This window comes from Microbacterium sp. Leaf351, from assembly GCF_001423825.1.
Lineage (GTDB): Bacteria > Actinomycetota > Actinomycetes > Actinomycetales > Microbacteriaceae > Microbacterium > Microbacterium ginsengisoli.
This window is the reverse complement of sequence record NZ_LMPK01000038.1, coordinates 246,224-249,528: the sequence shown is the minus strand read 5'-3', so window position 1 is coordinate 249,528 and position 3,305 is coordinate 246,224. Positions and strand designations below refer to the sequence as shown.

Here is a 3,305-nt window from a genome sequence, read left to right as displayed (position 1 = left end):
GGCTGTACTTCCTCAACTGGGCGATGACCTCGATCGTCGACGTCACGGCAGCAGCTCTGTACGTCAAGTTCTGGGCGCAGTACTGGGAGCCGCTTCAGCAGGTGCCGCAGTGGCTGATCGCCCTGCTCGCCCTCGTCGTGGTGCTGTCGGTCAACCTCGTGAGCGTGCGGCTGTTCGGCGAGATGGAGTTCTGGTTCGCCCTCATCAAGGTGAGCGCGCTCGTGGTCTTCCTTGTCGTCGGCGTCTGCTTCATCGTGTTCGGCGGGCGCACCGACATCGGTGCGACGGGCTTCTCGGTCATCGCCGAGAACGGGGGCGTGTTCCCCCTCGGCGCCGTCGCGCCCCTCCTCGCGATCTCGGGGGTCGTGTTCGCCTACGCGGCGATCGAGCTCGTCGGCACCGCGGCGGGTGAGACGGCCGAGCCGGAGAAGGTCATGCCGAAGGCGATCAACACCGTCGTCTTCCGCATCGCGATCTTCTATGTCGGCTCGGTGCTGCTGCTCTCGCTGCTGCTGCCGTTCACCACCTACGAGGCCGGAGAGTCTCCGTTCGTCACGTTCTTCTCCCACATCGGATCCCCGCAGGCGGGCGCCGTCGCCGGGTCGGTGATGAACTTCGTCGTGCTCACGGCCGCGCTCTCGAGCCTCAACGCCGGGCTGTACTCGACGGGTCGCATCCTGCGTTCGATGTCCGTCAACGGCTCCGCCCCACGGTTCACCGCCAAGATGAGCCGTCACGGCGTGCCGTTCGGCGGCATCCTGCTCACCACCACCATCACGCTCTGCGGTGTCGGCATCAACGCGCTGTGGCCTTCCGAGGCCTTCGAGATCGTGCTGGAGATCTCCGCCCTCGGCATCATCGGCGGCTGGGCGACGATCATCCTCTGCCAGCTCAAGCTGCGGACGTGGGCGAAGCGCGGCATCCTTAAAGAGCCCTCGTTCCGCCTCTTCGGCGCGCCGTACACCTCGTACCTCACGCTCGCCTTCCTGCTGTTCGTGCTCGTCACGATGGGCTTCTCGGAGAGCGGGCGCTGGGTGCTCGCCTCGCTCATCGTGCTCATCCCCGCGCTCGTGATCGGCTGGTTCGCCGCCCGCAAGGGCATCTACGCCGCGGCGGCCGCACGCGAGGGCTACACCGGCACGCACCCCGTCGTCGCCGGACCGCCCCGACCCGAGGAGGATGCATGACCGCCCCCGCTCCGTACCTTCACTTCGACGGCGAGGCCCGTGCCGCGCTGGACTTCTATGCGGCCGCGTTCGGAGGTGAGGTCGAGGCCTACACGTTCGCCCAGTTCTCGCGCACGGACGGGCCGGGCGAGGCGATCGCGCACGGCATCCTGCGTGGACCGGTCGAGCTGTTCGCCGCCGACATCGCCCCGGGGGAGGAGACCACGCACGTGCGAGGCGTGCTGTTCTCGCTGCTCGGCTACGCCGACGCCGACACCCTGACCCGGTGGTTCCAGGCGCTCGCCGATGGCGGCACGATCGTCGACGACCTGCAGGTGCGCCCGTGGGGCGCCCACGACGGTCAGGTCACCGACCGTTTCGGCCTCACCTGGCTCATCGGCTGGGAGGACTGAGCCGGGCCGAGCCCCGGGGGCCCGGCCACGGGCCGGGTGATCCGTCGCCGTGACTCAGACCCCGTGACTCAGACCCCCGGGGGTCGCCGACCTGCCTAACGTCGGAACTTCTGCCCGACCCGCCGGTGCTGGGTCCGAACTCCCGGCGTGTCGGCGAGAACATCCGACGGTGCGCTCAGCCCGGGTCGGGCAGGGGCAGCCTGGCCTCGGGCAAGGGGCAAGGGGCAAGGGCCAAGGGGCAGCCTGGCCCCGGGGAAGGGGCACGCGGCACGGGGGGCATCCAAGGTCAGGGCCGCGCGGCGCCCGCCCGCGCACAACCCGCCCGCTCAGCGGGCGCGCACGCGTACGAGGTCGTCGCCGAGGTTCTCGGCGAGCCACGTGAGCCAGGGTGCGACCGCGCGCCAGTGCGCCGAGATCTCGTCGTATGCGACGGGGGTGAACCACCAGTCCTCGACGGGTTCCCGCAGCCCGACGGCGAGGTGCTTGAGCCGCAGCAGGTCGATGCGCGGGTGGTCGACCGGGTAGCCGCGCGGTGCGGTGCGCAGCGCGTCATCCGTCATCAGGGTGAACCCCGCATCCGTGAGGCCGGCGAGCACCGGCTCGAGACGGGCGAAGGATGCCTCGTCGGCGACGATCTCCCGGAAGCGGGCGAGTGCGGGCGGCGGAACGTCGTAGACCCCGCCGCCGACGAGCAGGCCCTCGGCGGACAGCTGCAGGTAGAACGCGACCGGAGGCGTCGAGGACACCATGCCGATGTGGGTCTTGTACGGCGTCTTGTCGGCGCTGAAGCGCACGTCCCGGTAGGGACGGAAGATCTTGAGCCCGCCGAACTCGGGTTCGAGCTCGCCCGCGAGCAGCTCGAACGGGGTGCGCACGTTCTCGTCGTAGCGGTGCTTGTTCGCCAGCCACCACTCGCGCGTGTTGTTCTCGGCGAGCTCGCCGAAGAACGCGATCGCGTCGGGGTTGAGGCCCGTGAAGCTCATGATGCTGCGGATGCCGCGGTGCGCTGCACGAGCGACGACCACCAGATCAGCAGGCCGCCTCCGGCGATGCCGAATACGAGCCAGGTGATCATTCCGCCGACGGCGCCGGTGATGAAGAATCCGGCGCTGAACGCGGCGATCCAGGCGACGGTGAGCACGACGGAGCCGACGACCAGCAGAATCACCGCGGCCCACGGGTGGGCGCGGAACACGCGGAAGCCGTGCCAGGGCCGCTGACCGGCGGATGCCGCGGCCACGAGGCATCCGGCCGCTGTCAGCACGAGCGGAACGAGGATCGAGACGGCGCCGGCGACGACCAGCAGGATGATGACGAGCAGCGACATCCACCCGAAGGCTGCGACGCGCGGCCCACCGGGCGCACGGGTCGCGAATGCCCACGCCGCCCAGCCGAGCAGCCACACCTCGACCACGACGATCACGATCGACACGACGCCGATGATCGAGAGCGCCGTCGTGTCGGTGCTGCCGACGGCGGGCAGAGCCGTCAACCCCTGCGCGACCGCGCCGAGCACGATGACGAGCGCGAGGGCGATGCCCGAGCGCACGCGGCTCATTTGCCGGCCGCCTTGTCGAGCACGGGCTGCAGGTCACCGTCGTAGAGGGTCGTGTCGCCGACCTTCACGATGAGGGTCGTCTTCGCGGACGCGGGGGAGCTCACGGTGATCGTCTCTTTCGTCAGGGTCTCGCCGGTGCAGCTGACGCCGCCGTCGGTGGCTCGCGTG

Annotated in this window: 4 protein-coding genes; 2 read left to right on the top strand and 2 right to left on the bottom strand. The window is 69.9% G+C overall.

Going from position 1 to position 3,305, the window contains the following annotated elements; genetic code table 11:
• Together ASG00_RS14000 and ASG00_RS13995 are read left to right on the top strand one after the other, a co-directional pair.
• The coding region (locus ASG00_RS14000; protein WP_235559610.1) for an amino acid permease at positions 1-1,187 on the top strand (1,187 nt) is incomplete at its 5' end.
• The gene (locus ASG00_RS13995) at positions 1,184-1,579 is read left to right on the top strand and encodes a VOC family protein (RefSeq protein WP_045245895.1); all 396 of its coding nucleotides are present in this window, start codon (positions 1,184-1,186) and stop codon (positions 1,577-1,579) included. The genes ASG00_RS14000 and ASG00_RS13995, both read left to right, overlap by 4 nt.
• 326 nt (positions 1,580-1,905) lie before the next feature.
• Here ASG00_RS13995 and ASG00_RS13990 read toward each other — a convergent pair whose 3' ends face one another.
• Both ASG00_RS13990 and ASG00_RS14975 read right to left on the bottom strand, forming a co-directional pair.
• Positions 1,906-2,562 (bottom strand): DUF2461 domain-containing protein, encoded by a 657-nt coding sequence (locus tag ASG00_RS13990; protein ID WP_156454759.1) that lies wholly within the window; start codon positions 2,560-2,562, stop codon positions 1,906-1,908.
• Positions 2,559-3,137, bottom strand: a complete 579-nt coding sequence (locus ASG00_RS14975) for a hypothetical protein (protein ID WP_056210315.1) — start codon at positions 3,135-3,137, stop codon at positions 2,559-2,561. The genes ASG00_RS13990 and ASG00_RS14975 overlap by 4 nt, the downstream gene beginning before the upstream one ends.
• Positions 3,138-3,305 lie beyond the last annotated feature (168 nt).

Coding starts and splice junctions, on each gene's coding strand:
- ASG00_RS13995 (WP_045245895.1), top strand. CDS start 1,184: ATGACCGCCCCCGCTCCGTACCTTCACTTCGACGGCGAGGCCCGTGCC.
- ASG00_RS13990 (WP_156454759.1), bottom strand. CDS start 2,562: ATGAGCTTCACGGGCCTCAACCCCGACGCGATCGCGTTCTTCGGCGAG.
- ASG00_RS14975 (WP_056210315.1), bottom strand. CDS start 3,137: ATGAGCCGCGTGCGCTCGGGCATCGCCCTCGCGCTCGTCATCGTGCTC.